The sequence below is a fragment of the Novosphingobium sp. genome, assembly GCF_030699305.1.
Taxonomy (GTDB): domain Bacteria; phylum Pseudomonadota; class Alphaproteobacteria; order Sphingomonadales; family Sphingomonadaceae; genus Novosphingobium.
In genome coordinates this window covers 111,505-134,968 of the sequence record NZ_JAUYNB010000010.1, presented here as the reverse complement: position 1 = coordinate 134,968, position 23,464 = coordinate 111,505, and the positions used below count along the sequence as shown (strand labels likewise).

Annotated in this window: 25 protein-coding genes; 15 read left to right on the top strand and 10 right to left on the bottom strand. The window is 65.7% G+C overall.

Annotated features, from left to right (window positions below; genetic code table 11):
* Window positions 1-33 precede the first annotated feature (33 nt).
* The 3 genes from Q8Q53_RS03385 to Q8Q53_RS03375 form a co-directional block, all read right to left on the bottom strand.
* On the bottom strand, window positions 34-429 hold the full coding sequence (locus Q8Q53_RS03385) for a group II truncated hemoglobin (protein ID WP_305700751.1): 396 nt from the start codon (window positions 427-429) through the stop codon (window positions 34-36).
* Between the two features lie 129 nt (window positions 430-558).
* On the bottom strand, window positions 559-2,922 hold the full coding sequence (gene clpA / locus Q8Q53_RS03380; protein ID WP_305700342.1) for an ATP-dependent Clp protease ATP-binding subunit ClpA: 2,364 nt from the start codon (window positions 2,920-2,922) through the stop codon (window positions 559-561).
* 104 nt (window positions 2,923-3,026) lie between these two features.
* Entirely contained in the window at window positions 3,027-3,230 is a 204-nt protein-coding gene (locus Q8Q53_RS03375) for a DUF1192 domain-containing protein (protein ID WP_305700341.1), read from the bottom strand.
* Window positions 3,231-3,321: 91 nt separating this feature from the next.
* On the opposite strand from Q8Q53_RS03375, the gene Q8Q53_RS03370 reads away from it, so the two are divergent.
* The 3 genes from Q8Q53_RS03370 (at window position 3,322) to Q8Q53_RS03360 (ending at window position 6,926) form a co-directional block, all read left to right on the top strand.
* A complete protein-coding gene (locus tag Q8Q53_RS03370) occupies window positions 3,322-4,326 on the top strand; it encodes an NAD(P)H-quinone oxidoreductase (RefSeq protein ID WP_305700340.1) in 1,005 nt (334 codons plus the stop codon).
* 110 nt (window positions 4,327-4,436) lie between these two features.
* Window positions 4,437-5,138, top strand: coding sequence for a DUF1013 domain-containing protein (locus tag Q8Q53_RS03365; protein WP_305700339.1), 702 nt, complete (start codon window positions 4,437-4,439; stop codon window positions 5,136-5,138).
* A 63-nt stretch (window positions 5,139-5,201) separates the two neighbouring features.
* Window positions 5,202-6,926, top strand: a complete 1,725-nt coding sequence (locus Q8Q53_RS03360) for a long-chain fatty acid--CoA ligase (protein ID WP_305700338.1) — start codon at window positions 5,202-5,204, stop codon at window positions 6,924-6,926.
* 20 nt (window positions 6,927-6,946) lie between these two features.
* Here Q8Q53_RS03360 and Q8Q53_RS03355 read toward each other — a convergent pair whose 3' ends face one another.
* Entirely contained in the window at window positions 6,947-7,420 is a 474-nt protein-coding gene (locus Q8Q53_RS03355) for a tRNA (cytidine(34)-2'-O)-methyltransferase (protein ID WP_305700337.1), read from the bottom strand.
* 132 nt (window positions 7,421-7,552) lie between these two features.
* Between Q8Q53_RS03355 and Q8Q53_RS03350 the strand changes: the two genes are divergently transcribed.
* Together Q8Q53_RS03350 and Q8Q53_RS03345 are read left to right on the top strand one after the other, a co-directional pair.
* The gene (locus Q8Q53_RS03350) at window positions 7,553-8,176 is read left to right on the top strand and encodes a superoxide dismutase (RefSeq protein ID WP_305700336.1); all 624 of its coding nucleotides are present in this window, start codon (window positions 7,553-7,555) and stop codon (window positions 8,174-8,176) included.
* Between the two features lie 36 nt (window positions 8,177-8,212).
* Entirely contained in the window at window positions 8,213-8,509 is a 297-nt protein-coding gene (locus Q8Q53_RS03345; protein ID WP_305700335.1) for a hypothetical protein, read from the top strand.
* Window positions 8,510-8,547: 38 nt separating this feature from the next.
* On the opposite strand, the gene Q8Q53_RS03340 is transcribed toward Q8Q53_RS03345, so the two are convergent.
* Both Q8Q53_RS03340 and Q8Q53_RS03335 read right to left on the bottom strand, forming a co-directional pair.
* Window positions 8,548-8,919: a polymer-forming cytoskeletal protein gene (locus tag Q8Q53_RS03340; RefSeq protein WP_371136494.1), complete on the bottom strand. Its 372-nt coding sequence runs from the start codon at window positions 8,917-8,919 to the stop codon at window positions 8,548-8,550.
* A 4-nt stretch (window positions 8,920-8,923) separates the two neighbouring features.
* Window positions 8,924-10,018, bottom strand: coding sequence for a M23 family metallopeptidase (locus tag Q8Q53_RS03335; protein ID WP_305700333.1), 1,095 nt, complete (start codon window positions 10,016-10,018; stop codon window positions 8,924-8,926).
* A 285-nt stretch (window positions 10,019-10,303) separates the two neighbouring features.
* Here Q8Q53_RS03335 and Q8Q53_RS03330 point away from each other — a divergent pair, with 285 nt between their 5' ends.
* The 9 genes from Q8Q53_RS03330 to Q8Q53_RS03290 all read left to right on the top strand — a co-directional run bounded on the left by Q8Q53_RS03330 (window position 10,304) and on the right by Q8Q53_RS03290 (window position 17,639).
* On the top strand, window positions 10,304-11,581 hold the full coding sequence (locus tag Q8Q53_RS03330) for a glutamate-5-semialdehyde dehydrogenase (RefSeq protein WP_305700332.1): 1,278 nt from the start codon (window positions 10,304-10,306) through the stop codon (window positions 11,579-11,581).
* A 9-nt stretch (window positions 11,582-11,590) separates the two neighbouring features.
* On the top strand, window positions 11,591-12,247 hold the full coding sequence (locus Q8Q53_RS03325) for a nicotinate-nucleotide adenylyltransferase (protein WP_305700750.1): 657 nt from the start codon (window positions 11,591-11,593) through the stop codon (window positions 12,245-12,247).
* A gap of 49 nt (window positions 12,248-12,296) precedes the next feature.
* Entirely contained in the window at window positions 12,297-12,692 is a 396-nt protein-coding gene (gene rsfS, locus Q8Q53_RS03320; protein WP_305700331.1) for a ribosome silencing factor, read from the top strand.
* Window positions 12,693-12,860: 168 nt separating this feature from the next.
* On the top strand, window positions 12,861-13,283 hold the full coding sequence (locus Q8Q53_RS03315) for a 23S rRNA (pseudouridine(1915)-N(3))-methyltransferase RlmH (protein WP_305700330.1): 423 nt from the start codon (window positions 12,861-12,863) through the stop codon (window positions 13,281-13,283).
* A gap of 10 nt (window positions 13,284-13,293) precedes the next feature.
* A complete protein-coding gene (locus tag Q8Q53_RS03310) occupies window positions 13,294-14,511 on the top strand; it encodes a murein hydrolase activator EnvC (RefSeq protein WP_305700329.1) in 1,218 nt (405 codons plus the stop codon).
* Between the two features lie 104 nt (window positions 14,512-14,615).
* A complete protein-coding gene (locus Q8Q53_RS03305; RefSeq protein WP_305700328.1) occupies window positions 14,616-16,001 on the top strand; it encodes a S41 family peptidase in 1,386 nt (461 codons plus the stop codon).
* Entirely contained in the window at window positions 15,998-16,474 is a 477-nt protein-coding gene (locus Q8Q53_RS03300; RefSeq protein WP_305700327.1) for a disulfide bond formation protein B, read from the top strand. Before Q8Q53_RS03305 ends, Q8Q53_RS03300 begins: the two co-directional genes overlap by 4 nt.
* Window positions 16,471-16,986 carry a demethoxyubiquinone hydroxylase family protein gene (locus Q8Q53_RS03295; protein ID WP_305700326.1) on the top strand — a complete coding sequence of 172 codons (516 nt, stop codon included), beginning with the start codon at window positions 16,471-16,473 and terminating at the stop codon, window positions 16,984-16,986. The genes Q8Q53_RS03300 and Q8Q53_RS03295 overlap by 4 nt, the downstream gene beginning before the upstream one ends.
* Before the next feature lie 107 nt (window positions 16,987-17,093).
* Entirely contained in the window at window positions 17,094-17,639 is a 546-nt protein-coding gene (locus tag Q8Q53_RS03290; protein ID WP_305700325.1) for a hypothetical protein, read from the top strand.
* A gap of 36 nt (window positions 17,640-17,675) precedes the next feature.
* Here the strand turns inward: Q8Q53_RS03290 and Q8Q53_RS03285 are convergent, their stop codons facing one another.
* Window positions 17,676-18,632: a GDP-L-fucose synthase gene (locus Q8Q53_RS03285; RefSeq protein WP_305700324.1), complete on the bottom strand. Its 957-nt coding sequence runs from the start codon at window positions 18,630-18,632 to the stop codon at window positions 17,676-17,678.
* A 14-nt stretch (window positions 18,633-18,646) separates the two neighbouring features.
* The gene (gene gmd, locus Q8Q53_RS03280; RefSeq protein ID WP_305700323.1) at window positions 18,647-19,771 is read right to left on the bottom strand and encodes a GDP-mannose 4,6-dehydratase; all 1,125 of its coding nucleotides are present in this window, start codon (window positions 19,769-19,771) and stop codon (window positions 18,647-18,649) included.
* Between the two features lie 319 nt (window positions 19,772-20,090).
* Here gmd and Q8Q53_RS03275 point away from each other — a divergent pair, with 319 nt between their 5' ends.
* Window positions 20,091-21,587 (top strand): phosphomannomutase, encoded by a 1,497-nt coding sequence (locus tag Q8Q53_RS03275; protein ID WP_305700322.1) that lies wholly within the window; start codon window positions 20,091-20,093, stop codon window positions 21,585-21,587.
* A 37-nt stretch (window positions 21,588-21,624) separates the two neighbouring features.
* Here Q8Q53_RS03275 and fabI read toward each other — a convergent pair whose 3' ends face one another.
* Window positions 21,625-22,428 carry an enoyl-ACP reductase FabI gene (fabI, locus tag Q8Q53_RS03270; protein ID WP_305700321.1) on the bottom strand — a complete coding sequence of 268 codons (804 nt, stop codon included), beginning with the start codon at window positions 22,426-22,428 and terminating at the stop codon, window positions 21,625-21,627.
* Entirely contained in the window at window positions 22,425-23,462 is a 1,038-nt protein-coding gene (locus Q8Q53_RS03265) for a YihY/virulence factor BrkB family protein (protein WP_305700320.1), read from the bottom strand. The genes fabI and Q8Q53_RS03265 overlap by 4 nt, the downstream gene beginning before the upstream one ends.
* Window positions 23,463-23,464 lie beyond the last annotated feature (2 nt).

Sequence of the window (23,464 nt, the reverse complement as noted above, 5' to 3'; positions counted from 1 at the left end):
ACCGTTTAACCCCCCGCGGCGTTTCTGGCGAGATCAATCCCGCGCCATGCCTTTCGCCATCCGGTCGAGCACATCGGCCATCGCGTCGGCGATTTCGCGGTCCGCCACGTCGGTCTCAGCCAGCGCGCGGCGCATTGCTTCGCTCCACTGCCCGGCGGTGGCCGCATTGATGCGGAAGCTGCCATGCGCGCTCATCATGCATTTGCCGGGGTTCGCCTCAAACCAGTCGCGCGGACCGCCTGCCCAGCCCGCCAGGAACAGCGGCAGCGAGGCGCGCATTTCCAGCAGGTCCGGCGCGTGCATCGCGCGCAATTCGGCATAGGCCGGGTCCTGGTCCATCAGGTCATAGAACCGGTCCGTGATCGCCCGCAGCACCGGGTGACCGCCGATCCGTTCAAACGGGCTGGTGGCGGGGGCTTCGGCAGTCATGGTCACGGGCAAGTCTCCGGCAGGCACAGGTGGACAGATAATGCCTAGCGCGCTGCGATGCCAAGGGAATTGACCCGAATCAATCGCCGCCCCGGAACAGGTCCGGGGCGGCGGGTTGTTCATGGCCGGTTATTCGCCGTCGCCGCTCGGTTCGGGCGCGGCTTTGGGCTTCTTGCCGACCGAAGGGACGGTCTTCTTGCCCTTGACCAGCTTGGGCGGGGCGGGTGTCAATTCAAACGCCAGCACATCGTCCTTCACCGCTACGTGGACTTCGCCGCCGTGGCGCAGCTTGCCGAACAGCAGCTCTTCCGCCAGCGGCTGCTTGACCTTTTCCTGGATCAGGCGGGCCATTGGCCGCGCACCATAGAGCTTGTCATAGCCGCGCGCGCCCAGCCAGCTGCGGGCATCGCCATCGAACTGGATGTGGACGTTCTGTTCGGCCAGTTGCAGCTCCAGCTGGAGCACGAACTTGTCGACCACGCGGGCGATCACTTCGGTGCCGAGATAGGCAAACGGCACGATCGCATCGAGCCGGTTGCGGAATTCGGGGCTGAACATCCGCTTCACCGCTTCGTCGCCCGCATCCGCCTTGGACACATCGCCGAACCCGATGCCCTGCCTGGCCATGTCGGATGCGCCCGCATTGGTGGTCATGATCAGGACCACGTTGCGGAAATCGACTGTCTTGCCGTGATGATCGGTCAGGCGGCCGTTATCCATCACCTGCAACAGGATGTTGAACAGGTCCGGGTGGGCCTTTTCGATCTCGTCGAGCAGCAGCACGCAGTGCGGTTGCTGGTCGATGGCGTCGGTCAGCAAACCGCCCTGATCATAGCCGACATAGCCCGGAGGCGCGCCGATCAACCGGCTGACCGAGTGGCGCTCCATGTATTCCGACATGTCGAAGCGCTGCATCGGGATGCCCATGATCTGGGCAAGCTGTTTGGCCACTTCGGTCTTGCCGACGCCGGTGGGGCCGGAAAACAGGAAGCTGCCGATCGGCTTGTCGGGATCGCGCAGCCCGGCGCGGCTGAGCTTCATCGCGCTGGACAGCACCTCGATCGCCTTGTCCTGCCCGAACACGACGCGCTTCAGATCGCGGTCGAGATGTTCCAGCACGGTCCGGTCGTCCGAGGATACCGACTTCGGCGGGATGCGCGCCATCGTCGCGATCACAGCCTCGATCTCCCGCGCGGTGATGGTCTTCTTGCGCTTGGACGGTGGGACCAGCATCTGCATTGCGCCGCATTCGTCGATCACGTCGATCGCCTTGTCGGGCAGCTTGCGGTCATTGATATAGCGCGCGGACAGTTCCACCGCCGTCTTGATCGCATCGGGGGTGTATTTCACCTTGTGGTGATCCTCGAACGCGGTCCGCAGGCCTTTGAGGATCTTGATCGTGTCCTCGATCGTCGGTTCGTTCACGTCGATCTTCTGGAACCGGCGCAGCAGCGCGCGGTCCTTTTCGAAGTGGTTGCGGAATTCCTTGTAGGTGGTCGATCCGATGCAGCGGATCGTCCCGCCCGACAGCGCGGGCTTGAGCAGGTTGGATGCATCCATCGCCCCGCCGCTGGTCGCCCCGGCGCCGATCACGGTGTGGATTTCATCAATGAACAGCACCGCGTGCGGCATCTTTTCGAGTTCGTTCACGACTTGCTTGAGCCGTTCCTCGAAATCGCCGCGATAGCGCGTGCCAGCCAGCAGCGCGCCCATATCGAGCGAATAGATCACCGCTTCGGACAGCACTTCGGGCACGTCGCCTTCGACGATCTTGCGGGCCAGGCCTTCGGCAATCGCGGTCTTGCCCACGCCGGGATCGCCGACATAGAGCGGGTTGTTCTTGCTGCGGCGGCACAGGATCTGGATCGTGCGGTCCACTTCCGGGCCGCGCCCGATCAGCGGATCGATCTTGCCGGCCAGCGCCTTGTCATTCAGGTTGACCGTGAACTGATCGAGCGCGGTTTCCTTCTTGCCATCCTTGGCGGGAGCCTTTTCCTCGGCGGCGGGCTGATCGCTGTCGGCTCCCTTGGGGTTGCGATCCTCGATCCGCTTGCCGCCCTTGCCGATCCCGTGGCTGATATAGCTGACCGCATCGAGCCGGCTCATGTCCTGCTGTTGCAGGAAATAGACCGCGTAGGAATCGCGTTCGGAAAACAGCGCGACCAGCACGTTGGCGCCGGTGACGGTATCCTTGCCCGATGACTGGACATGCAGGATCGCGCGCTGGATCACGCGCTGGAACCCGGCCGTCGGGGCAGGATCGCCCTTTTCCTCGGTCTTGAGGCTTTGATATTCCTGATCGAGATACTGGCGCACCACGTCGCCCAGTTCGCCAAGCTCCACCCCGCAGGCCTGCATCACTTGCGCCGCGTCGGCGTCATCGATCAGCGCCAGCAGCAAATGCTCCAGCGTGGCATATTCGTGGCTGCGTTCCGAAGCGTTGGCGAGCGCGGAATGCAGCGTCTTTTCAAGGCTCTGGGCGAAACTGGGCATCTAGCTGGCTTTCACGCGGGAGGAACGGGGGAGCAGCGGGGAGTATGAACGCGGCCGGTTAACCGGACCTATATGGCACCTATTCGCCAAACCGGTAGGGGCGATCATGGTTTTGGTCCGCCGAACAGCGCATCGGCCGCCGCGCGGTGCGCGGCGGCTTTGTCGCGGTGGGCCGCGACGCGGGCGATTTCGGCTTCGAGCAAACTGATGCGCACAGCCAGTTCATCCTGCGAATAGCTGTCCAGGCTTTCGCGGGCGAGGGCGCTGGCGGCATCGCCGCGTGGGCGGGGGCGATCATCGTTCTCCATTGCCGGCAGAATCACCGCTGGACCGCTTGCTGTCAACACGGCCAAAGGATAGGGGAAGGCAGGCGTGCTTTTTTGGCAACGGGGTTGGCAAATGACTGGTATACTTCCGGATTCCATGAAGTTCGCGGGCTTTGACGCCCCCGGTGGGCCGGACGTGCTCCGGCTGGCCGATGCGCCGGTGCCAGTGCCGGGACCGGGCGAGGTGCTGGTCCGGGTTGCGTTTGCCGGGGTGAACCGCCCGGATGTGATCCAGCGCCAGGGTTTCTACCCGCCGCCGCCGGGCGCTTCGCCAATTCCGGGACTGGAAATTGCGGGCGAGGTCGCGGCGCTCGGCGCAGGGGTGGAACCGGCGCTGCTGGGGCAAAAGGTCTGCGCGCTCGTCTCGGGCGGCGGCTATGCCGAATATTGCGTGGCGGTGGCGGATCACTGCCTGCCGGTGCCGGCTGGCCTGCCGCTGGATCAGGCCGCCGCGCTCCCCGAAACACTGTTCACCGTCTGGCACAACGTGTTCGAACGCGGTTGGGCGAAAGAGGGGGAGACGATCCTCGTCCACGGCGGCACCAGCGGGATCGGCAGCATGGCAATCATGCTGGGCAAGCTGTTTTCGATGACCGTGATCGTCACCTGCGGCGGCGCGGACAAGTGCGCCGCGGCGCTGCGGATCGGCGCGGACCACGCGATTGATTACAAGGCGCAGGATTTCGTCGCGGAAGTTGCACGGATCACGGCTGGTCAGGGGGTGCATCTGGTGCTCGACATGGTTGCGGGTGATTACGTCATGCGCAATCTCAAATGTCTGGCCGACGATGGCCGCCATGTGACCATCGCGGTGCAGGGCGGAGTGCGGGCCGAACTGAACATGGCCGAAGTGATGCGCCGCCGCCTGTGCCTGACCGGATCGACGCTGCGTCCGCGCTCCAACCAGTTCAAGGCGCTGCTGGCGCAGGAAATCGCGCGGATGGCCTGGCCGCTGGTGGAAAGCGGACTGCTGCGCCCGGTAATGGACCGGGCCTTCCCGCTGGCCGATGCGGCGGGCGCCCACGCGCGGATGGAGGCGGGCAGCCATATCGGCAAGATTGTGCTGGCGATTGGCTAAGCATAGCGCGGCCTTAGAAAGCCTTGCCCTGCGCGGCGAATCCGCCTAGATGCCTGCCCAAATGGCCGCTCCGGGAGGGGCGGCCCTTCTTTTTTGAACGGAGAGCACCCGTGTCCCAGCCGACCCCGTTGATGCCGCATGCCACTGCCTCGTGGCTGGTCGACAACACCGCGCTGACCTTTGAACAGATTTCGGAGTTCTGCGGCCTGCATATCCTGGAAGTCCAGGCGATGGCCGATGATCTCGCCTCGTCCAAGTATACCGGGCGCGATCCGGTGCGCGCGGGCGAACTGAACATGGCCGAAATCGAAAAGGGCCAGGCCGATGCGGGCTATGCGCTGAAGATGCAGAAAGCCCCGGTCACGGTCAGCCGCACCAAGGGCGCGCGCTATACCCCGGTGTCAAAGCGCCAGGACAAGCCCGATGGCATTGCCTGGATCCTGCGCCATCACCCGGAAATCTCGGACGCGCAGATCGGCAAGCTGATCGGCACGACCCGCAACACCATCTCCGCGATCCGTGATCGCAGCCACTGGAACATCGCCAACATCCAGCCCAAGGACCCGGTAACGCTTGGCCTGTGCAGCCAGCGTGAACTGGACGGAATCGTGGCCAAGGCCGCGAAGAAGGCCGGGCTGGACGATGCTGCCGGTGACGACCAGCGCCTGGGTGATGACCGCGCCTCGCTGATCGAGGAACTGCGCGCCGAACGCGACGCCGCGACCAAGCTGGCCGGTGAAGCCGCGCAGGAAGCCGAAGCCGCCGCCTGGCTTGAGGCAAAGCGCGCTGCCGAGGCCGCCGAAGGCCAGTAATTCGGCCCGTTTTCCGCACTGCTCCGGCTTGCCCTTCCCGGCGGGAAGGGCCAAGTTGCAGGCATGACGGATAACACCCCCGCCCTGATCGCCGCGCCTGCCCCCTGGCAGGCCCACTATGCCCACCCCTGCGCGTGGGATATGGATTTTGCGCCGCTGACCCTGACCGACATGTTCGCCGACAGTGCCGCGCGCTTTGCCGAGCGGCCGCTGGTGGACTTCATGGGGCGCAGTTTCACCTACCGCGATCTCCATGAAGAGGCGCGCGCCTTTGCTGCCGGGCTGCAACGGCTCGGCGTGGTCAAGGGTGACCGTATCGGGCTCTACCTGCCCAACGTCCCGATCTATGTCTCGGCCTATTACGGGGCGATGCTGGCAGGCGCGGTGGTGGTCAATTTCAGCCCGCTCTACACGGTGCAGGAACTCGCCGCGCAAGTGGCCGATTCGGGCGCGCGGCTGCTGGTGACGATCGATTCCGCCGCGCTGCTGCCGACCGCGCTGACCGTGCTCGACCAGTCCGGGCTGGAACGGCTGGTGGTCGGCTCGCTCGCAGAAATGCTGCCGCTGGCCAAGGGGCTGGCGCTGCGGCTGCTGGGGCGCAAGTCACTCACCCGCATTCCCGCCCGCCCGGAAGTGATCCGCTGGGAAGATGCGCTGGTCGATGCCGCGCCCGCGCCCGTCCAGCTTGACCCGCTGGAGGATCTGGCGCTGCTGCAATATACCGGCGGGACCACCGGCACGCCCAAGGGCGCGATGCTGACCCACCAGAACATTTCCGCCAACACCCGCCAGGTTGAGGCGATCGACCCGCGCCGGGGTGACCGCGACGTGATCATGGGGGTGCTGCCGCTGTTCCACGTGTTCGCCAACATCTGCGTGCTCAACCGTACGGTGGTGAACGGCGGGTGCATTGCGATGCTGCCCCGGTTCGACGCCGGACAGGCGCTCAAGACGCTGCAACGGGTCAAGGCCACCGCGATGCCCGGCGTGCCGACGATGTATCAGGCGCTGCTCGATCATCCCGCGTTGGCGAAGACCGATTTTTCCTCGCTGCGGGTTTGCATTTCCGGCGGCGCGCCGCTGGCCGGGCCGCTGAAGCACAAGTTCGAGGCCGCCACCGACGCGCGGCTGGTCGAAGGGTATGGTCTTACCGAAACGGCGGGCGTGGCCTCCACCAACCCCTATGAGGGCGAGGACCGCACCGGCACCATCGGCCAGCCGATCCCCGCCACCCGGATCCGCCTGCTCGACAAGGAAGATCCAACCCGTGATGCCCCCGCCGGGGAACCGGGCGAACTGGCGATCCAGGGCCCGCAAGTGATGCGCGGCTACTGGCGCCGCCCCGAAGCCGCCGCCGCCGCCTTTGCGCAGCGCCCCGACGGCGCATGGCTGCGCACCGGCGATGTCGCGGTGCTGGACGAACAGGGCTACATCCGCATCGTTGACCGGATCAAGGACATGATCGCGGTCGGCGGTTTCAAGGTCTTCCCCAGCCAGGTCGAAGCGGTGGTGCTGGACCACCCGGCGGTCAAGGAAGTGCTGGTGATCGGCGTGCCCGATCCCTATCGCGGCGAAGCCCCGCGCGCCTACGTCACCCTGAACGAAGGCGCGGCCGAAACCGGCGAAGCCCTGCGCGACTGGATCAACGAACGCATCGGCAAGCACGAACGCGTCGAGGCCGTGGTGGTGCGCGAAAGCATGCCCAAGACGATGATCGGCAAGCTGGACCGCAAGGCGCTGCGCGCCGAAGTTGCGGCTGAGGATGAGGCCAAAGCCGCAGAAGGCTGACCGGCCCGCCGCTGACCGGTTCAGCTGGCCGGTTCTGGTGGCCACTCCGGCAAAGCTGCGGTCTGGCGCAAGGCCTCGCCCAGCGCGAGCGCTGCCGACGTGGCCAGATTCATCGAGCGCACCTGACGGACCATGGGAATGCAGACCCGCGCGTCACAGACCGCCGCGATTTCCGGCGGCACGCCCGCGCTTTCCTTGCCGAACAGCAGCACATCGTCCGGCCTGAAGTCGAACGCATAGGCCGACCCGGTGCTCTTCGTGGTGAACAGCACCACGCGCCGCGCCCCGATTGCCGCCCTGAACGCGGCAAAATCGGCATGGCGGGCAATGGCGACATGATCGATATAATCCATCGCCGCCCGGCGCACGCGCCGATCATCCCATGCAAAGCCCAGCGGCTCGATCAGGTCCACCCCGGCCCCAAGACACGCGCCAAGGCGCAGCACGGCCCCGACGTTGCCAGCAATTTCCGGTTCAAACAGGGCAATCCGCATTCCGGCCTCTTGGCGCGCCCGCGCGCTCCGTGCAAGCCTTGCGGGCGGGTGCAGGCGTCTCCGCCCGGATGAAACAATCGGCCTGATGGTGCGTTCTCTGCTTGATCCTTCCCGGGTCAAAGGAACTGCTGCATGCCCTATGTCCTGTCACCGCTGCCGTTTGCGCGCAATGCCCTGACGCCGCAGATCTCGGCGGAAACGCTGGAGTATCACCACGGCAAGCACCATCAGGCCTACGTCGACAAGACCAACGAACTGGCCACCTCGAACGGACTGGGCGGACAATCGCTGGTCGATCTGATCGGCGTGGCCGGACCGGGGGCCTTGTTCAACAATGCCTGCCAGCTGTGGAACCACAACTTTCTGTGGCAGAGCCTGTCGCCCGATACCCAACAGCCGTCCGGTGAACTGGCGGACCTGATCAGCGCCGGGTTCGGATCGACCGAAGCCTTGCTCAAGGATCTGGGGGAACAGGCCGCCGGTCACTTTGGCAGCGGCTGGGCCTGGCTGATGCTGGACCAGGGCGCGCTCACGATCACGACGTCGCATGACGGGGAAACGCCCGCCGCGCACAAGGGGATGCAGCCCCTGCTGGCGGTCGATGTCTGGGAACATGCCTATTACATCGATTACCGCAATGCCCGGCCCCGCTACCTCGATGCCGTGCTGGACCACCACCTGAACTGGGATTTTGCCGCGCTCAATCTGGACGGCGCGGGCGTGTCACGCGGCGATCAGGCCTGGCAGGATTCCTAGACCGAACAGAGATACCGCAAACTGAAAGGGAATTGCATGTCCAGTGAAGGCTTACACGTTCCGCGCGAACGCTTGTCCGGCAATACTTACGCCCTGCATCAGGCGATCACATCGCTGATGGAAGAGCTGGAAGCGGCCGACTGGTATGCCCAGCGCGCCGACGACTGCGAGGATGCCGCCCTGCGCGCGGTGCTGTTGCACAATATGCGCGAAGAGATCGAGCACGCCGCGATGCTGATCGAATGGCTCCGCCGCAACAGCAGTGAATTTGCACTGCAACTGAAGACGTATCTGTTTTCAGAAACGGATATTGTTCCGGCCGGTCACGAGTGAGCAGCGGAGGTGTTGGCCGCGCTCCGACGACCGCCGGGTTACTCCGCGGCCACCAGCAGTGCCTCGACGCCAGCGGCCACGCTGGGGTCGTTCGCGCCGCGCGGGGCGAAGCGGCCTTCGACCTGGGCGCCTTGTTCGATGGTCAGCGAATCGTAGTGGACATCGCCGTGGATGCGGGCGGATTTGAGCACCACCAGGTCGCGCACGCTGATCGTGCCGCGGATCACACCTGCGAGGCGGGCGGTTTCGGCTCTGACCGCGCCGACGATCTCGCTCGCTTCGCCCTGGACCAGTGACGTGCAGGTCACGTCGCCCTCAATCCGGCCATCGACGTGGAGGTCGGCCGAAGCGGCGACATCGCCGGTGATCCGGATATCGGCTCCGAATACGGAGAAGGTGGAGCCAGCCACGGGACTATTGCCCGCCGGGCGCGACGGCGCGCGGTTTTTGGAAAACATTTGCGGCAGCCTCAAGGAAAGGACGCGGGTTGAGCGGACGGTCGTGCATCCGCACTTCGAAATGGAGATGCGGCCCGGTGGACCGCCCGGTGTTGCCGATGGCGCCGATCACGGCCCCAGCCTCGACCGGCTGGCCGACCCGCGCGGCAAAGCGCGACATATGGGCATAGCGGGTAGTCAGGCCATTACCGTGGTCGATCTCCACGCAGTTGCCATAGCCCGACTTCACGCCGACGAAGCTGATGGTGCCGTCTGCGGCGGCATAGATCGGCGCACCGATCGGGCCTTTGAAATCCAGCCCGGCATGAAACGCTGCGCCGCCGCCGAACGGATCGGCGCGGTAGCCGAACCCGGACGAGACAAATTCCAGCGCAGCGGGCAGGACTTGCGGGATTCCGGCAAGGCCGCGTTCGAGCGCGTCCATCCGCGCCAGGCTGACGCCGAGCCGTTCAAAGCGCGGGTCGATCCCGCCTTTGCGGGCCGTGGCCAGCGCAATGAAGGGGCCGCCCATCGCGCTGCGATCATCGACCGAGGCGAGCAGCGTGCCGGGGTTGAGGCCGAGGCGCTTGATCTTGCTTTCGGCGATGGCGGACCGCCGATCGGCGGCGCGCGTGAGCCGTTCGGTGAAGGCCAGCTGGCGCGCCTCGATCCGGGCAAGCGCGCCGGCTTCGGGGATCATCGAGCTGACCTTGTTTACGGTCTTCGCCGCTTCGCCCGACGAATCGGACACGGTTTCGCCGGTCTTGCTGTCTTCCGGCAGGTCGCCCAGGTGCGCCTCTGCCATCTTTTCCAGGAATTCCTGGCGCTTTTCGAGGTCGGTAGCGACACCCTTGATGTCATCGCGGTATTCGGAAACGCGGCTTTCGGCGGTGGCGACCTGCGCCTCACGGTTCAGCAGCGACAGCCGGTCGCGCGCGGCGAAGTACTGCGACACGGCCATTCCGGCCATGGAAAGCACCCACACTGCCAGCAGCGCGGCGGTTACGCCTGCGCCGATCATCTGGACCCGCGATGAAACCTTGATGAAGCGAACCTGTCCCTGTGATCGCATGAAAAATTCGCGATCCGGAAACCATGTCCGCAGGCGATCCCCGAAACCGCCAACGCTCAATTTTTGCAAGACGACCCCGGAAAACTGTTTTCAGCTGGGCGCCCGCTAGCAGGTGCAAGCAGGACTGGCGAATCCGTTTACCGTTGGAGTCGCCGAACCGAAGGCCTCGCGCGACGAATCGTTCGGGTTGCTTACGAATTGGCCCGTAATCGCGTTGCAAAGGATTGCGGCGAATCGGCGGAGGCGGTGACAGGGGCAGGGGGAAGTGCTAGGCGCGCGGACCTGATGACCCGTGAAATTGCCCCCGCTGCCGACGCGCCCGAAGCGCTTGTTGCCCGACTTGCGCAAGCGGGCCGCGCCGCCCAGCGCGTGCTGGCGCGGCTGGATGCCCCGGCCAAGGCCGCAGCGCTCCACGCCGCCGCCGCCGCCTTGCGCGCTGCGGAACCGGATATTCTGGCCGCCAATGCGCAGGACATGGCCGCAGGCGAAGCGCGCGGGCTGACCGGCGCGCTGCTGGACCGGTTGCGGCTGGATTCTGCCCGGCTGGCGGGGATCGCCGACGCGGTCGATACGGTGGCCGACTTGCCCGATCCGGTCGGGCAGGTGATCGATGCAGCGGTGCGGCCCAACGGGCTGGAACTGCGCCGGGTGCGGGTGCCGGTCGGGCTGATCGGGATCATCTATGAAAGCCGCCCCAACGTCACCGCCGATGCCGCCGCGCTGTGCGTCCGGTCCGGCAACGCGGTGCTGCTGCGCGGGGGGAGCGAGGCGGTCCATTCCAACCGCGCGATCCACGCCGCGCTGGTGCAGGGTCTGGCCAGCGCCGGAGTGCCCGCCGCCGCCGTGCAGCTGATCCCCACGCAAGACCGCGCGGCTGTCGGCGCGATGCTGACCGCCGCCGGCCTGATCGACATGATTATCCCGCGCGGCGGGAAAAGCCTGGTGGCAAGGGTGCAAGCTGATGCCCGCGTCCCCGTGCTCGCCCACCTCGATGGCATCTGCCACACCTTCATCCACGCCGCCGCCGATCCGGCCAAGGCCCGCGCCATCGCCCACAACGCCAAGCTGCGCCGCACCGGCATCTGCGGGGCGATGGAAACGCTGCTGATCGATTCGACCTTCCCCGATGCGGGAGGGGTGGTCAGCGATTTGCTGGGCGGCGGCTGCGGATTGCGCGGCGATGCGCGGGCGATGGCGCTCGACCCCCGGATCAGTGCCGCCTCGGCCGAGGATTGGGATACCGAATATCTTGATGCGATCCTCTCGGTGGCGGTTGTGGACGGGCTTGGTGCCGCGCTGGACCACATCGAACGGCACTCCTCGCACCACACCGATGCCATCGTGACCGAGGACGAATCGGTCGCCGAACAGTTCCTGGCAGAGGTCGATTCCGCGATCGTCATGGTCAACGCCTCGACCCAGTTCGCCGACGGCGGAGAGTTCGGTCTGGGCGCGGAAATCGGCATAGCCACCGGGCGTTTGCACGCCCGCGGACCGGTCGCGCTGGAGGGCCTGACGACCTATAAATGGCAGGTGCGCGGCACTGGCCAGGTCCGGCCCTGAGGCGCTGTCCTGAAGCGGATCGGCCTCCTCGGCGGCAGCTTCAACCCCGCGCACGGCGGGCATCGCCGGATCACGCTGTTCGCCCGCGAAGCGCTGGGGCTGGACGAAGTGTGGTGGCTGGTTTCGCCCGCCAACCCCTTGAAATCAAAGGCAGGAATGGCCCCGCTGGCGGCGCGGCTGGCCTCCGCCCGCGCGCATTCGCGCCGCGCCCCGATTCGCGCCACTGCGATCGAGCGTGAACTGGGCACCCGCTATACCGCCGACACCCTGCGCGCGCTGACCCGGCGCTACCCGAAATACCGGTTCATCTGGCTGATGGGGGCCGATAACCTTGCCCAGTTCAGCCAGTGGCGAAACTGGCGCGGGATCGCCCGCACCATGCCGATTGCGGTTATTGCCCGGCCGGGCTATGATGGCACTGTCCTCGCGAGCCCCGCGATGGCCTGGCTCGGCCGTTTCCGGCGGACCGCCGCCAGCCTGAGAACCCGGAAAGGATGGAGCGCCCCTGCGCTGATACCTTTGCGTTTTGATCCCGATCCGCGCTCGGCCACGGCCATTCGCCGCGCCGATCCTGACTGGGCCAGCCGCTACACCGGCCGCCCACAGCGTGATCCCCTGACGCACCATCCCGTTCATCCAGACAGCATCACGAAGGCCGGGCAATGATGCCCGCCCCCTTTCGCGCCGCCCGTTCACAGGAGCCGTTCCGGTTTACATGACGCCTGCCCAACCCACTCCGGCCACTGCCGGAACGCCCACCCCGCTCCCGCCATCGGAGCCGGGCTCGCTCCACGAACTCGTGCTCAAGTCGCTTGACGACGATCAGGCGCAAGAGCTGGTTTCCATCCCGCTCGGAGGCAAAAGCTCGATCGCCGATCACATGGTGATCGCATCGGGCCGGTCGACCCGTCAGGTTGCTGCCATGGCGCAAAAGCTGGCCGAACGGATCAAGCACGGCGGCTTTGGCCACGTCCGGATCGAAGGCCTGCCGGCTGCCGACTGGGTGCTGGTCGATGCCGGTGACGTCGTCGTCCACCTGTTCCGGCCAGAAGTTCGCACGTTCTACAACCTGGAACGGATGTGGGCATTCGGCGACAGCGGCAACGCGTGACTTCAGCTGCGTGGTCCGGTCATGCCGATGGCATGACCTCGCGCGGCACCGGCCCGCTCCCCCGCCCGGCCACCCATCAAGGATATACTTCCGTGGGTGGCCGGGCGGGGGAGCGGGCCGGTGCCGCGCCAGCCACAAGCGCAGCTTGTGGCGATCACGGCGGATAGAATGCGCCTGCATGTTATCGCGCGCGGGAAGATCGGCCGATCGCCAGAGGCTGAACTGGTGGACCGCTATGTCAAGCGGATCGCCTGGCCGTTCAAGCTGACCGAGCTGCCCGACACCGGTGGCACCCTGCCCGATCCGCTTACCCCGTCCCGCGATGTTCTGCTGGATGAGCGCGGCAAACAGCTTTCGTCCGAGGAGTTCGCGGCGCTGCTGGGCAAGTGGCGGGACGAGGGCGTGCGCGAAACGCGGTTCCTGATCGGCGCGGCGGATGGACACGGAGAGGCCGGACGGGCCAGGGCCGACCTGCTGATCGGGTTCGGTGCGATGACCTGGCCGCACATGATGGCGCGCGCGATGGTGGCGGAACAATTGTGGCGCGCGACCAGCATTCTGGCTGGCCATCCCTATCATCGTTCGGGATAAGCGCGCTGCTATGATCGTGCCCCGCCCGTTGCGCCTGCTGCCGTTGCTCACTGCCCTGATGGTCGGTGCGGCGACTGCGCAAGTGCAGCTGCCGGTCGATACGGCTGAGGATTCGCGCAAGCTGCTGGCCGAAGCGCAGACGCAAGGCGCGCAGGCCGGCCGGCGGGCCGAAGCCCTGGAGGCGCAGGCTGCGGGGATCGTTGCGGCCGCTGACCGGACTGCGCAGGAAGCCGCCGCCGTGGCAGCACGAATCCAGCAGACCGAAGCCAAAATTGCCGAACATGAAGCGCGCATTCGCCTGATCGACCGCCAGCGGGTGCAGCTGCGTGCGCGACTGGCGGAGCGGCAGCGCCCCGTCGTGCAGCTGACCGCCGCGCTCCAGCGACTGTCGCGCCGTCCGGCCGCGTTTTCGCTGGTGCGCCCCGGCTCGCTGCGCGAGGCGGTCTATCTGCGCGCGGTGCTGGAAACCATGCTCCCCGAAGTGCAGCGCCGCACTGCCGGGCTGCGGGCAGAGATCGAACGCGGGCGGGCCTTGCAGCGTCAGGCCCAGACCGCGGCTGCGGCGCTGCGCGCCGGGGAAGGCGAACTGGCGCAGCGCCGCCAGTCGCTCGCCGCGCTTGAATCGCAACAGCGGCTGGCGTCGCGGCAGGCCAGTGGCAGCGCTGACCGTGAAGCGGAACGGGCGCTGGCGCTGGCCGAACAGGCCCGCGACCTGTCAGTGCTGGCCCACGAACTCGATAAAGCGGGTGCGCTGCGCGGCGAACTGGCCGCTTTGCCGGGGCCGGTGCTGCGGCCCGCGCAACCGCAGAGCGCAGAGGTGCGCGGTGCTGCGGGAGCACTGACGGAAGCGCAGATTGCACCGCCATCCGCTTACATTCTGCCGCTGGCCGGACGGCTGGTGACCGGCTTTGGTGAAAGCAAGCCGGGCCAGCCGCGTTCGCGCGGGATTTCGATCGCGGCGCGCGGCGGGGCGCAAGTCGTGACCCCGGCAGCAGGGCGGGTGGCGTTTTCAGGGCCGTTCCAGGGCTATGGCAACATCGTGATCATCGAACATCCCGGCGGCTGGACGTCGCTGGTTACCGGGCTGGCCGCGCTCGACGCGCGCGTCGGACAACAACTGGTCAGCGGATCGCCCCTGGGCGTGACCGGACCGGGTCGTCCGGTGCTGACGCTGGAGCTGCGCCGTCAGGGTGAACCGGTCAACCCGCTCGATTTCGTGCGCGGCTAGTGCCAACTCGCACAATCTGCATCATCGGTCTTCTGGCCATCTGGCGTTAACGCGTCATGGGCGATAGATTCACCGGCTATTCACGTGAAAGGCAATCCAGGCCCATGAAACTTGCTTCCCTGACCCGCGCCGCGCTGCTGGTGAGCGCCGTGGCCCTGGTGCCCGCCACCACTGCGGGACTGGCGGCGGTTGATGGCCGCTCCGCGCCGCAGTTCGGGCGGTTGTTCACCGTCTATCAGCTGGTCAAGGCCCAGTATGTCGAACAGGTGGACGATACCAAGCTGATCGACGGCGCGCTGGACGGGATGCTGGCCGCACTCGATCCGCATTCCGGCTATCTGGATGGCAGTGCGGTCCAGCGGGTCAACACGCTGATCGACGGCAAGTATGCCGGGCTGGGCCTCAGCGTGGTGCAGGAACAGGAAACGGTCAAAGTCGTCGCCCCGCTGCGCGGCAGTCCGGCGGCGGAAGCCGGGGTCAAGCCGGGCGACTATATCACGCATCTGGATGGCAAGCTGATCTATGGCATTCCGCTGGATGAGGCCGTGGCCCAGATGCGCGGCGAAGCGGGCACGCAGATCCGCCTGACCTTGTTCCGCACCGGCCGTGACGGGCCGTTCGACGTGACCGTGACGCGCAAGGAAATCCTGCTGGAACCGGTGACGTGGAAGCTCGAAGGAACCATTGGCGTCATCAGCATCAACGAATTTTCGCGCGACGTCGGCAACTATGTCCGCACCGGGATTGCTGACTTGCGCAAGCAGAGCGGGGGCAAGCTCAACGGGCTGGTGCTGGACCTCAGGTCCAACCCCGGCGGCTCGTTGGAAGAGGCGGTGGCCTTGTCCGACCTGTTCCTGTCGACCGGCGATATCGTCTCGCAGCGCGGCCGCAACAAGGGCGAGGACATGTATTTCCGCGCCGACGACATGAGCAACTATCCCGATCTGCCATCCGCCGTTGCAGCCACGTTCAAGGGCGATTCGGCGCGCGGGTTGCCGATTGTGGTGCTGATCGACGAAGGCTCTGCCTCTGCCTCGGAAATCGTTGCCGGGGCGCTCCAGGATCACCGGCGCGGGCTGGTGATGGGGGAGCGGTCGTTCGGCAAGGGTAGCGTCCAATCGGTGTTCTACCTCAACAACCAGCGGACCCAGGCGGTAAAGCTGACCACGGCGCGGTATTTTACCCCTTCGGGCCGGTCGGTGCAGGAAGGCGGGATCGAACCCGACATCCGCGTCCCGCAGCTGTCCGACCCCGATGCGCGCCGCCGCTCGCAGATGGTGCTGCGCGAAAGCGATTTGCGCCGCCACCTCGTTAACGAAGTCGGGATCGACGACAAGCAGCTGGAAGCCGACAAGCAGGACGATCCGCGCTTCAAGCTGACGGCTGAGGAACTGAAGACCAGGGGCATCACCGACTTCCAGCTGCACTATGCGCTGGAAACGCTGCGCCGCACTGACGGCACCCCGGCGCTGGCGGCAAAGGGGAAATGACGATGACCGTCGCCACTGACCGCGCCCGCCTGCTGGCGCTGGCCGTGCCTGCTGCGCTGCTGGGCGGGGCCTATATCAGCCAGTATGGGTTCGGGCTTTACCCTTGCGAAATGTGCTGGTGGCAGCGCTATCCGCATTTTGCTGCGCTGATACTGGCCGGACTGGCGTTTGTCCGGCCCTCGCGCGTGCTGGTCGGGCTGGCCGCGCTGGCGCTGCTGACCAGCGGACTGATCGGCGCGTTCCATGCTGGGGTCGAATATGGCTGGTGGGAAGGGCTGACCGCGTGCAGCACCGATCTCGCGGTTGGCTCAGGCAGCGCGCTGGATGCGATCATGAACGCGCCGATCGTGCGGTGTGACGTCGCGCCGTGGTCGCTGTTCGGGATCAGTCTGGCGGGTTATAACTTCCTCATTTCCACTGCTGCGGCGCTGACGATATTCGCGCTGCTGCGCCGTTCCGGAGACCAGGCATGACGTCACCCCAAACCGCCCGGATGCTGCGCGTCGATCAGGCCGGGGAATACGGCGCGACGCGGATCTATGCCGGGCAACTGGCAGTCATGGGCGATCGCAGCCCGCTGTCGGGCGAGATCATCCACATGGCCGCGCAAGAGGCAGAGCACCGGGCGAAGTTCGATGCCTTGCTGGCCGAACGCGGCGTGCGGCCGACCGTGTTGCAGCCGTTCTGGCATGTCGCCGGGTTTGCGCTGGGCGCGGCGACCGCACTGGTCGGGCCGAAAGCGGCGATGGCCTGCACCGCTGCGGTCGAAGAAGAGATCGACCGCCACTATACCGCCCAGCTCGATGAACTGGGCACATCCGACCCGGAGCTGTCCGACCTGATCGAACAGTTCCGCGCGGATGAACGGGATCACCGCGATACCGCGCTGGCGCACGGTGCGGAGCAGGCGGTGGCCTATCCGCTGCTGTCCGGCGTGATCCGGTTGGGGTGCCGGGTGGCGATCAAGCTGGCTGAACGGGTTTGATGGGCGGATTTGATCGCCAGTTTGATTGGTCGCAAGGCGCTGGGCGGCTTAAGCTGCCATTCAGCGCGATGGGTGCCAATGGTGCCGGGAATTTCAGGAGTATGCCGATGCGTTCGATGATCCTTGCCGCCGCCGCTCTCAGCGCCGGGCTGGCCCTTTCGGCCCCTGCCGCCGCACAAGGCGCGCCTGAGCCCAAGGTCAACCAGCTGATTATCTATGGCGAGGATCCGTGCCCGGTGTCACCGGACGACACGATCACCGTCTGCGCCCGCAAGGAAGAGGCGGAGCGGTTCCGGATTCCCGAAATCCTGCGCCAGTCCGCTTCACCCGCGAACGAGGCGTGGACCCAGAAAGTTCTGGCCTATGAAACGGTCGGCCGCAGCGGCACGATGAGCTGTTCGCCGGTTGGCGCGGGCGGCTGGACCGGCTGTTCGGGCAAGCTGATCGACGCGGCCTATGCCGAAAAGAAGACCGCGCCCGGCGTGCGGTTCAGCGAACTGATCGCGGCCGAACGCGAAAAGCGGCTGTCGACCATCGACCAGGACGCGTCTGACACCCAGGCCCGCGTCGAAGTGCTGGAAGAAGAAGTGCTGAAGCGCCGCAAGGCGCAGGAAGCGGCCGAATCCGGCGCAGACGTCCCGCCGGAAAATTGATTTCGCCGCGCTGTCCGGTCAATTAGCCGGTTTGGTTCAAGCCTCGCGCAGGTCGGCGTGGTTGGCCAGGAACCACGCGTAAGTTTCGCGCACCCCCTGTTCCAGCCCGATCCGTGCCTGCCAGCCCATCGCGGCCAGCCGGCTGACGTCCATCAGCTTGCGCATCGTGCCGTCAGGCTTGCTGGAATCGAACCCGATGGTCCCAGTGAAGCCGGTAACCTGAGCGATCAGGTGGGCCAGTTCGCCGATCGAGACGTCATCGCCGAAGCCGACGTTGATGTGGCTCAGCATCGGCTGGGTATTGGCCGCATACGCCGCCTGATCGAGGCCCAGCACGAACAGCGATGCTTCGGCCATGTCCTCCACATGCAGGAATTCGCGCCGGGGCGTGCCGGTGCCCCAGATCACCACTTCATCGCGGCCGTCGCGCACGGCTTCGTGGAAGCGGCGGATCAGCGCGGGCAGCACGTGCGAGTTTTCCGGATGGAAATTGTCGCCCGGACCGTAAAGGTTGGTCGGCATGACGCTGCGGTAATCGGTGCCGTACTGGCGGTTATAGCTTTCGCACAGCTTGATTCCGGCGATCTTGGCGACGGCATAAGGCTCGTTCGTGGGCTCCAGCACGCCGGTCAGCAGCGCATCCTCGCGCATTGGCTGGGGCACCGCGCGCGGATAGATACAGGACGAACCCAGAAACAGCAGCCGCGACACACCCGCCAGCCAGGCCTGGTGCACCACGTTGCATTCCATCATCAGGTTTTCATAGATGAACTGCGCGGGATAGGTGTTGTTGGCGTGGATCCCGCCCACTTTCGCGGCGGCCATCACCACCGCATCGGGGCGTTCGCTGGCCATGAATTCGCGCACGGCATGCTGGTCCAGCAGGTCCAGTTCGGCATGGGTGCGGGCGATCACTTCATCGCCGCGTGCGGTCAACTGGCGCGCGATTGCGCCGCCGACCATGCCGCGGTGTCCGGCTACATAGACGCGCATCGCGATACCCCCGATCAGCCTTCGGACGAAACCGGCAGGTCATACCCGTGCGTTTTGAGCAGGGCATGGCGCTTGGCGGTCTTGAGGTCTTCGGCAACCATTTCGGCGCACATTTCCTGCACGGTGATTTCAGGCACCCAGCCCAGCTTTTCCTTGGCCTTGGTCGGGTCACCCAGCAGGGTTTCCACTTCGGCCGGGCGGAAATAGCGCGGATCGATCCGCATCAGCAGGTCACCCACCTTGACCGCGGGTGCGTTGTCTCCGGTTATTGCGGCGACCACCGCGATCTCGTCCACGCCGGTGCCCTTGAACTCCAGCGTGATGCCCAGTTCGGCGGCCGACCAGGCGATGAATTCACGCACCGAATACTGGACGCCGGTGGCGATCACGAAGTCTTCGGGTTCTTCCTGTTGCAACATCATCCACTGCATCCGGACATAGTCCTTGGCATGGCCCCAGTCGCGCAGCGAATCGATGTTGCCCATATACAGGCAGGTATCCAGCCCCTGCGCGATATTGGCCAGACCGCGCGTGACCTTGCGGGTGACGAAGGTTTCCCCGCGGCGCGGGCTTTCGTGATTGAACAGGATGCCGTTGCAGGCATAGATCCCGTAAGCTTCGCGGTAATTCACCGTGATCCAGTAAGCGTACATCTTGGCGACGGCATAGGGCGAGCGCGGATGAAACGGCGTCGTTTCGCGCTGCGGGATCTCCTGCACCAGGCCATAAAGTTCCGAGGTCGAGGCCTGATAGAACCGGGTCTTCTTTTCCAGCCCCAGAAACCGGATCGCCTCCAGCAGGCGCAGCGTGCCGATGGCATCGACATCGGCGGTGTATTCCGGCGCCTCAAAGCTGACCGCAACGTGGCTTTGCGCCCCGAGGTTGTAGATCTCGTCAGGCTGGATTTCGGAAATCAGCCGGGTCAGGTTCGACGTGTCGGTCAGGTCGCCATAGTGCAGTTTGAACCGGGCTGATTCGACATGCGGATCGGCATAGATGTGATCGACCCGCTGCGTGTTGAACAGCGATGCACGGCGCTTGATCCCGTGCACTTCATAGCCCTTCTCCAGCAGAAACTCAGCAAGGTACGAACCATCCTGACCGGTAACGCCCGTAATCAGGGCCTTCTTCTGCTGCATCGGGCTGCTTTCCTTGAACTGGAATGAACAAATCGGTCGAATAGCCGAAATCAAACTCTGCCGCGCCGTCTTACAACACTTGCCGGACTGCGTAAGCCCAGTTTTTTGCAGTTGCGAGAAACTTGAGCAGCCCTCTTCTGCCTGGCCAGATTGCCGATCCGGGGGGACGCGCGCGCATCATCACGGCGCAATGAATCGGTTCAACCGGGTTGAAAAACCATAAATCGGGCGCATTGACTGTAATTGTCCGGCAATCTTGCAGCCGGATCGCGGGTAACGGTTTTTGGCTGATACAGATCGGAATAAGAACAATATGAATATGGCGCAGACGTCAATCGTCCGTGATCTCATGGCCCAGTCCGGGGTGGCGTTCGGCACCAGCGGCGCGCGCGGTGAGGTTGTTGCGATGACGGACCGGATCTGCTTTGCCTATACCGCCGGGTTCCTCCAGCATTTGCGGGATCAGGGCGAATTCGGCGCGGGCACGCGGGTGGCGCTGGCCGGGGACTTGCGCTTCAGCACCCCGCGCATCCTGGCCGCCTGCGCCGCAGCCGTGCGCAGTCTGGGCGGAGAGCCGGTGTTCTGCGGCTATGTCCCGACCCCGGCGCTCGCGGCCTATGCCTTTGCGCAAGGGATCCCTTCGCTGATGGTCACCGGCAGCCACATCCCGGACGACCGCAACGGCATCAAGTTCTATCGCTGTGCGGGCGAAGTGCTGAAGGATGATGAAGCCGGGATCACCGGGCAGGCCGTGGTGCTCGATCCGGCGCTGTTCGGGGGGGATGATCAGCTGCGCGATCCCGCGCCGCTGCCTCCGGTGACCGACGTCACGGCGGCCTATCTGGCGCGTTATGTCGATTTCTTTGGCGCGCATGCGCTGTCTGGCCTGAACATCGGGGTCTACCAGCATTCCGCCGTGGGCCGCGATGTGCTGGTGCAGATTGTTGAAGGGCTGGGGGGCAAGGCGCTGGTACTGGGCCGCTCGGATACGTTCATCCCGGTCGATACCGAAGCGGTCCGGCCAGAGGATATTGCTGCCGCGCGCGGCTGGGCAGCGGAATATGGCACCGATGCAATTATCTCGACCGATGGGGATTCGGACCGGCCATTGCTGGCGAATGAGGCGGGCGAATGGTTGCGCGGGGACCGGCTGGGCATCCTGTGTGCCCAGGTGCTGGGGGCAGATCACGTGGTGACGCCGGTCAGCAGCAACACCGCGCTGGAACTGACCGGGCAGTTTGCCCACGTCGCCCGCACCCGGATCGGATCGCCATATGTGATCGCGGCGATGAATGCCGCGCTGGCTGCCGGTGGAACGCGGGTCTGCGGGTATGAGGCGAACGGCGGGTTCCTGCTGGGCAGCGACATTGCGCAGGACGGCAAAGTGCTGAGCGCGCTGCCCACCCGCGATGCGGTGCTGCCGATCCTGGCAGCGCTGGTTGCATCGCGGCAAGCGGGCGGTCTGACTGCGCTGGAAGCGGCCTTGCCCGCGCGGGTGACCTACAGCGACCGGGTCCAGGCCTTCCCGCCAGAGGATTCGCAGCGGCTGTTCACGCACTTGCAGGATGGCGATGCGGCGGCGCGCGATGCGCGGCTGGCGGGCTATTTCGCGGGTCCGCACGGCGGGCTGGCCGGGGTCGACCTGACCGACGGCATCCGCATGACGATGGCGGACGGCGTGGTGGTGCACTTGCGCGGATCGGGCAACGCGCCCGAACTGCGCTGCTATACCGAAGCGGGCGATGCGGCGGCGGCGGCAGCAGCCAATGCCGCCGCGCTGCGGACCGTGCTGGACCGGGTGCTGGCAGCGGCCTGAACCGCCGCCAGCATCGCCCCGTTTCCCGTGGACCGAATCAGGTCAGCGCAATATCCGGCGCATCTTCCTGCTTCATCCCGACGACATGATAACCCGCATCGACATGGTGCGTCTCGCCGGTCACGCCCGATGCCAGGTCGGACAGCAGGTAGAGCGCCGATCCGCCGACGTCCTCGATCGTCACGTTGCGGCGCAGCGGCGAATTCAGTTCGTTCCATTTCAGGATATAGCGGAAATCGCCGATCCCGCTGGCGGCCAGCGTGCGGATCGGCCCGGCGGAGACCGCGTTGACCCGGATGCCCTGCGGACCCAGATCGTTGGCCAGATATTTTACGCTGGTTTCCAGCGCGGCCTTGGCCACACCCATCACGTTATAATGCGGGATGACCTTTTCCGCGCCGTAATAGCTCAGCGTCAGGATGCTGCCGCCTTCAGGCATCATCGCCGCGGCGCGCTTGGTAACGGCAACCAGGCTGTAGGCCGAAATGTTCATGGTCATCAGGAAGTTTTCGAGGCTGGTATCGCAATACTTGCCGCGCAACTCGTTCTTGTCGGAAAAGCCGATCGCGTGGACCACGAAGTCGATCGTCGGCCAGCGCCCCGCCAGTGCCGCGAACGCGGTATCCAGCGCGTCCATGCTCGATACGTCGCAATCGATCAGGAAATCGCTGCCCAGGCTGGCGGCCAGCGGGCGCACCCGCTTTTCCAGCGCTTCGCCCTGATAGGAAAAGGCCAGTTCGGCCCCCTGTTCGGCCAGCTTCTGCGCAATCCCCCAGGCCAGCGACTTGTCGTTCGCAAGGCCCATGATCAGGCCGCGTTTGCCCTGCATCAATCCTGTCATTCTGGTCCCACCATCCCTTCCCTGCGGTCCGTTTCCGTTACGGCATCGCCCATCATGTCGCGCTCTTCCGGCGTGACGGCCAGCGCCGCGTTCAATTCCGCGCCTACTACCATGCCCAGCCCGACAAGCCAGAAAAAGAACAGCGCGATCATCACCCCGGCCAGGCTGCCGTAGGTCAGGTCATAAGTGAAGAAGTGGGCCAGCACATACGGCAGCGCCACCATCACCCCCACCCACCAGCCGGTTACCAGCAGTGCGCCGGGCCATTTCGGGTAGCGCCGCGCGCGGTAGGCCGTGGGCGTCAGCGTGTAGAACAGCAGGTAGAGCGAGACATAGAGCACCAGCGCCGGGACCATCCGGCTGGTCGCCAGGAGCGCGGCCCAATTGCCCGCCAGCGGGAACCACGCCGCGATGACCTGCTGCGCCGCGCCAATCGCGACTTGTGCGAACAGCGAAAACAGCAGCGCGATCACGGCGATCACGATCACCCCGCTGGAAATCAGCCGATAGCGCCAGAACGCCGAGGTTACCGGCGTGCCATAGGCGCGGCGCAGGATATCGCGGATCGTCTCGATCAGGCTGCTGACCGTCCACAGTCCGATCAGTCCGCCAACCCACAGCAGCCAGCCGCTGCGCGCGCCGACCACGTCCATCGCGACCGGTTCCAGCGCGCTGCGCACCACCGGAGGGACCGCCAGCAGGAAGGTCTTCACCGAAGCGGCGCGCTGTGCTTCCTCACCCACCAGCGCAAAGATCGCGGCGACGGTGATGAAGAATGGAAACAGCGAGAGAATGGCCATGTAGGCCAGGTTCCCGGCATGGATGAACCCGTCGTTCCATGCCCCCGACCAGGCCCGGCTGGCCACGCGAAACACGCGGCTGACCCAGAACCGGTCCCAGAACGCTTGCGACCGGCCAACCCGGACGTCCAGCCCGGCCCGCCAGCGCAGCGCGCGTTCGCGGCGCGCTTCGGGCGAGAGGTCTGGTGCGGCGAGCAGCGGCAGGTGCGCGTCGTCGAGCGGACGCTCCTCCACGC

Excerpts from the sequence above, each read along its gene's own strand:
- fabI (WP_305700321.1), bottom strand. The coding sequence starts at position 22,428 with ATGACAGGATTGATGCAGGGCAAACGCGGCCTGATCATGGGCCTTGCG.
- Q8Q53_RS03285 (WP_305700324.1), bottom strand. The coding sequence starts at position 18,632 with ATGCGCGTCTATGTAGCCGGACACCGCGGCATGGTCGGCGGCGCAATC.
- Q8Q53_RS03345 (WP_305700335.1), top strand. The coding sequence starts at position 8,213 with ATGTCCAGTGAAGGCTTACACGTTCCGCGCGAACGCTTGTCCGGCAAT.
- Q8Q53_RS03300 (WP_305700327.1), top strand. The coding sequence starts at position 15,998 with ATGACGATGACCGTCGCCACTGACCGCGCCCGCCTGCTGGCGCTGGCC.
- Q8Q53_RS03295 (WP_305700326.1), top strand. The coding sequence starts at position 16,471 with ATGACGTCACCCCAAACCGCCCGGATGCTGCGCGTCGATCAGGCCGGG.
- gmd (WP_305700323.1), bottom strand. The coding sequence starts at position 19,771 with ATGCAGCAGAAGAAGGCCCTGATTACGGGCGTTACCGGTCAGGATGGT.
- Q8Q53_RS03310 (WP_305700329.1), top strand. The coding sequence starts at position 13,294 with ATGATCGTGCCCCGCCCGTTGCGCCTGCTGCCGTTGCTCACTGCCCTG.
- Q8Q53_RS03275 (WP_305700322.1), top strand. The coding sequence starts at position 20,091 with ATGGCGCAGACGTCAATCGTCCGTGATCTCATGGCCCAGTCCGGGGTG.
- rsfS (WP_305700331.1), top strand. The coding sequence starts at position 12,297 with ATGACGCCTGCCCAACCCACTCCGGCCACTGCCGGAACGCCCACCCCG.
- Q8Q53_RS03360 (WP_305700338.1), top strand. The coding sequence starts at position 5,202 with ATGACGGATAACACCCCCGCCCTGATCGCCGCGCCTGCCCCCTGGCAG.
- Q8Q53_RS03315 (WP_305700330.1), top strand. The coding sequence starts at position 12,861 with ATGCGCCTGCATGTTATCGCGCGCGGGAAGATCGGCCGATCGCCAGAG.
- Q8Q53_RS03305 (WP_305700328.1), top strand. The coding sequence starts at position 14,616 with ATGAAACTTGCTTCCCTGACCCGCGCCGCGCTGCTGGTGAGCGCCGTG.
- Q8Q53_RS03335 (WP_305700333.1), bottom strand. The coding sequence starts at position 10,018 with ATGCGATCACAGGGACAGGTTCGCTTCATCAAGGTTTCATCGCGGGTC.
- Q8Q53_RS03350 (WP_305700336.1), top strand. The coding sequence starts at position 7,553 with ATGCCCTATGTCCTGTCACCGCTGCCGTTTGCGCGCAATGCCCTGACG.
- Q8Q53_RS03330 (WP_305700332.1), top strand. The coding sequence starts at position 10,304 with ATGACCCGTGAAATTGCCCCCGCTGCCGACGCGCCCGAAGCGCTTGTT.
- Q8Q53_RS03370 (WP_305700340.1), top strand. The coding sequence starts at position 3,322 with ATGACTGGTATACTTCCGGATTCCATGAAGTTCGCGGGCTTTGACGCC.
- Q8Q53_RS03385 (WP_305700751.1), bottom strand. The coding sequence starts at position 429 with ATGACTGCCGAAGCCCCCGCCACCAGCCCGTTTGAACGGATCGGCGGT.
- Q8Q53_RS03375 (WP_305700341.1), bottom strand. The coding sequence starts at position 3,230 with ATGGAGAACGATGATCGCCCCCGCCCACGCGGCGATGCCGCCAGCGCC.
- Q8Q53_RS03355 (WP_305700337.1), bottom strand. The coding sequence starts at position 7,420 with ATGCGGATTGCCCTGTTTGAACCGGAAATTGCTGGCAACGTCGGGGCC.
- Q8Q53_RS03290 (WP_305700325.1), top strand. The coding sequence starts at position 17,094 with ATGCGTTCGATGATCCTTGCCGCCGCCGCTCTCAGCGCCGGGCTGGCC.
- clpA (WP_305700342.1), bottom strand. The coding sequence starts at position 2,922 with ATGCCCAGTTTCGCCCAGAGCCTTGAAAAGACGCTGCATTCCGCGCTC.